The sequence below is a fragment of the Oceanobacillus caeni genome, from assembly GCF_042678465.1.
In the GTDB taxonomy this organism is placed as follows: domain Bacteria; phylum Bacillota; class Bacilli; order Bacillales; family Amphibacillaceae; genus Oceanobacillus; species Oceanobacillus caeni.
Map to the genome: position 1 here is coordinate 1 of NZ_JBHTKV010000057.1, position 3,786 is coordinate 3,786.

At 26.6% G+C, this 3,786-nt stretch carries 3 protein-coding genes; all 3 read right to left on the minus strand.

The window, feature by feature from the left end:
- Window positions 1-205 precede the first annotated feature (205 nt).
- Genes ACFQ18_RS17885 through ACFQ18_RS17895 form a run of 3 tightly spaced genes read right to left on the minus strand, consistent with a single transcriptional unit; the run spans window position 206 to window position 2,649 of the window.
- A complete protein-coding gene (locus ACFQ18_RS17885) occupies window positions 206-514 on the minus strand; it encodes a hypothetical protein (RefSeq protein ID WP_047186626.1) in 309 nt (102 codons plus the stop codon).
- Window positions 501-1,937, minus strand: coding sequence for a hypothetical protein (locus tag ACFQ18_RS17890; protein ID WP_047186627.1), 1,437 nt, complete (start codon window positions 1,935-1,937; stop codon window positions 501-503). The genes ACFQ18_RS17885 and ACFQ18_RS17890 overlap by 14 nt, the downstream gene beginning before the upstream one ends.
- A complete protein-coding gene (locus ACFQ18_RS17895; RefSeq protein WP_047186628.1) occupies window positions 1,915-2,649 on the minus strand; it encodes an ABC transporter ATP-binding protein in 735 nt (244 codons plus the stop codon). Before ACFQ18_RS17895 ends, ACFQ18_RS17890 begins: the two co-directional genes overlap by 23 nt.
- Window positions 2,650-3,786 lie beyond the last annotated feature (1,137 nt).

The following is a 3,786-nucleotide window of genomic DNA, read 5'->3' on the forward strand; positions in this document are numbered from 1 at the left end:
GATTCGGACACAACCTTTCGTTAGTTTAATATTAATGACTTAACCAAGTTGTGTCCATAAATCTATACTACATCTATAATAATAATGAAACAATAAAGAAAAGGATAAAGAAATAATTGCACCATTTCATATAAATTAGAACGTACTTAATAACGTCAATAAATGTGATAGCATTAATATTTACTTTTTTATCTACCATAATCTTTTACTTTACATTTTCTCTTTTCTTTTTACTATCCATATAGACCTTAGTTAAAATTAAATAGAAAAACCAAAAAAAGATAATCGTTAAAATAATAGGTGTTAAATTATCGGTATTCACCCCTAAAGTTGTATATAAATCCCAGCCGTCGGCATTTTCCTCGACTTTTACAAATAACGAATTGAAAAATGAGGTTGTATATCCAACTTCATCATGAGTAAACATCAGCTTGATCAAACTAATTACTAAGATTATTACCGTACTTATCACAGCTGACACTAGAGTTCCAATGATAATATTAACTATCTTCATGTAAAAACTCCTCCTTTAGTGTTTTTAATCCCAAACAACTTATGTATATAACGAAAATATATAAAATCATCATTAATATGCTATTGTACAGTTTTGAAAAATTTAGGAATTGTAATATTAATGATATAAATCCTGAAATTATTACGATTATTAAAAATCCAATAAAAGGTGAGAATGGATTGTCCTTTTTTGCCGGGAATAGAATTCCAATCAAAGTTGATAGTATAATTATTAAAAGTAATTGACCAAAAATAATTAGAGTATCATAAAGATTAACGTTACCTTTATTTATAATAAGCCCTAATATCAATATTGGTAATGAAGTTATTAATATGTATAGATACTGACTGATAATTAGATTAATATAATCTTTAATTGCACTATAGTTAAATCTATAGTAATTTATTCTAATTGAATCAGTTTGAGTATAAATATATAGTCCTGATGTAGTAACTAAAAACATGGCATATAACGGATTCAATATATCTAGAATAAGCAAAGAAATCGATAAAAAATATGCAATTATAAGAGTTGTTATATTTTCCACTCTTCTCGATATTTGTAAAATATACAAATTAAACATAGTTAGTCTAAGTTTAGTAGGCTTTTTAATTTTTAAATATAGATTATCTTCTGATCCGAAATTATTAGGAATATAAAGAATGATCATTAATAGTACAAAAATGATTATTACAAAAATTAAGGATGTAACAATAAATCCATAATTACTATACAATTCTATGTAAAATTGAGACCAATGATTAAATTCACCAGTTTTATAATTTATAATATTTATAGATTGCATTATATCTAGATATAATATTGCCAACATAACAATAAAACCTAGAATTGAAACGAGTGCACTTACTTTTTCTAATTTAATTAAATTTAATACGTATATGATTATGGAATTAATCAGTTGTAATAATAAATACCCTGTTAAACTCGTAAAGAAAATTGTGCAAATTAGTAAAGGAATGTAATGAAAGTTAGTGCGTAATACTACTGCAATAATAACGGCGATACTAATTAGAAAAATAATAGTTAAAGACATAAGCAATTCAAAAATAATAAATGAACTATTTCTTTCATTATGTGTAATTGGCAACTGATTTGTTATTTTTAAGAAATCCCCTTTTTTCAAGAAAATAATTCTAGTAAAAACGAATATAATCATCGTCCAAACGATAATATTTACACCTTGCATTTTAATAATAAAATATATAAAGTTAATTTGTTCGGAAACATCGGTGTCATCTAAAAAATTATATAGAAAAACTGTGGTTACCGTAATAGTTACTATTGTAGCAATAAAGATGAAAGCTTTAAATATTTTCTCTTTTAATATACCCACACTTAGAATTCTTCTTAAAATAAATAGGAAATATAGCTTTTGTAAATTAAAAATATTTTTCAATTTCATTTTTCATGCCCTCATAATCTATAAGCTCTTTAAAAACATTTGTTAAATTAGAACCAGTCTTGAGAATGTTTTCAATAAGATCATCTATGTATATTACACCATTATTAATGAGTAACACCCTATATCCTATCTCTTCAACTAATTCTAAATCATGGGTACACATTATTATGGAACCACCACGTCGTTTGTATTGTTCAAATAATAGTTTGGTTGCTTCTTTTGCTTCCACATCTATACCATTCAATGTTTCATCTATAATAATAATTTTATTGTTAATCATAAATGCACTAACTAATTGAATCTTTTTCCTCATTCCATGAGAGTAACCTTCTATCAATTGATCTAATTTAGAATCTAAAGAATAATACTCTACTAAGCGAGATAACTTTTCTTTATCCAATGGTGTATCATAAAAATCACATATCATTTCTATATATTCTTTACCTGTTAAAAAATCCGGTAAAAAATCCTCACTAGATAAATATATAATTTCTTTTTTAACCGATGGATTATCATGGGAAGTTTTATTAATGGAAATAGACCCTTCTTGAATTTTAAGTAAATCTACTATTAACTTAATAAGCGTTGTTTTTCCACTTCCATTAGGGCCAGCAATTGTTAATAGTTCTCCTTTATTTAAATTAAAACTTACGTTGTTTAGAACCGTATTTTTTTTGTCATAAGAATAAACAATGTTATGAATGTTAAGCATATATTCCTCCTATAAGATTAATTATAAATAGTAATTTGTACGAATGGATTTTGATAAAGTCCATATTGACTGCCTTTCTGTTACAATGTTTTTAACGACAAAAACTTTTCCTGGAGGAAAATCAATAAGGCCCACATCCATTTCACATTAAAAACAAAAGAAATACAATAACTAATTGAAAAATGTGTTCAAGATGATCTTTCTAAAAACATCTTACAAGGCGTTTAACCAACTGATGGGAATATCATAAAAACACAAACAATATTTGTGATTAAAATCTTGAAAAATCAACACATTTCGAAAGTCTATTGAACATAAGCAACATATAAAGTGATGAAGTCGTCACTGATTCGTCACTGAAACTAAAACGGAGAATAGTTACATACACCAAAAAGGCTCTTAACACAGTTATTTATTATTAGCTTATCTGACTTCTTCATTTTTTCAATACAAAAATTTCATATTTTTGAAATATATTACATTTATTTAACAATTTTAATTAATTTGGTAATATATTTATCTAAAATTTTATTTTCTAATTATTATCTTAAATTCATTTATATATTTCCATTCAGTATCTAACGCATAAATCTTCCAGTCTGATTTGCATCGTTTTATACATATCTGATGATCCTTGGAATTTAATCAAAAAAAATAGCGCGGAAGTTAATCAGCTTGTAGAGAAAGTCAGTATTTTTTCTCTACAAGCTTTTTTTGTTTGCTTGCAAAGATATTCCTGGTGATATTCCGTTAAAAATAGGCTCCCACAAACTTAGCCAAGCTTGGATAGGTGTGTGGGCAATCTTCTTAATGTTCTAGGACTATGCGGTGAGTAATACTTGCATTGGTAATCCCCTGAAACGATATTGGTAAAGTCCATGCAACTGTTTGGAGTCTGCTGTCACTTAAGATGAGTTTTTATGCAATAAATTTGAGGATTCTAGAATAGCATCGATTCCATTTTGATCACACCACTTTGTGAATTATGTCCAATGGCTGTGTCTAGAAACAATCATGATTGTTTATTTTTGCTAATAGTCATAATTCCTTGTCATACACATGTAACCGTCAAGTAGGATTAAACGATTTTCCACAAATAAGGTTCAACAGTTTCCCACAATTATGATTCAACACCTT

Bases quoted from the DNA above. Each gene is read 5' to 3' on its own strand.
- ACFQ18_RS17890 (WP_047186627.1), bottom strand. From the start codon at position 1,937: ATGAAATTGAAAAATATTTTTAATTTACAAAAGCTATATTTCCTATTT.
- ACFQ18_RS17885 (WP_047186626.1), bottom strand. From the start codon at position 514: ATGAAGATAGTTAATATTATCATTGGAACTCTAGTGTCAGCTGTGATA.
- ACFQ18_RS17895 (WP_047186628.1), bottom strand. From the start codon at position 2,649: ATGCTTAACATTCATAACATTGTTTATTCTTATGACAAAAAAAATACG.